The sequence below is a fragment of the Pasteurella sp. WM03 genome, assembly GCF_004570945.1.
Classification (GTDB): Bacteria; Pseudomonadota; Gammaproteobacteria; order Enterobacterales; family Pasteurellaceae; genus Rodentibacter.
The window spans coordinates 1-390 of record NZ_SPPO01000028.1 but is presented as its reverse complement, the minus strand read 5'-3'; the positions used below and the strand labels follow the sequence as shown (position 1 = coordinate 390).

Genomic DNA, 390 nt, shown 5'->3' with positions numbered 1-390 from the left:
GTTCACAGGAGGGTTTCCCCCGACGTCGGCTCCCCTCAGTATTGCGCAACAAGTTGATGGAGGTTCCGGATTGCGCCGACACCTTAATTGTGGCACATCCCCTTAAATCCACCCGCTTATTTTGGCGAATTTTTCCCGTCATTCACCGCCAGTTCCTATAGTTAATTTGAACAAACGACGGGAGAGACCCATGCTGACGGTACATCACCTTAATCAATCGCGATCGCAGCGCGTGCTCTGGGCGCTGGAAGAGCTGCAGCTGCCCTATCAGATTGTCTGCTATCCGCGGCAGAAAAATATGCTGGCACCGCCGGAGTTAAAAAACATTCACCCGCTGGGCAAATCCCCGGTGGTGGAGGACAACGGCTACGTGCTGGCGGAGTCCGGGGC

At 55.1% G+C, this 390-nt stretch carries 1 protein-coding gene; it reads left to right on the top strand.

Going from position 1 to position 390, the window contains the following annotated elements; all coding sequences use genetic code 11:
* Positions 1–190 precede the first annotated feature (190 nt).
* A partial coding sequence (locus E4T92_RS11005; RefSeq protein WP_135094873.1) for a glutathione S-transferase N-terminal domain-containing protein occupies positions 191–390 on the top strand: 200 nt, incomplete at its 3' end.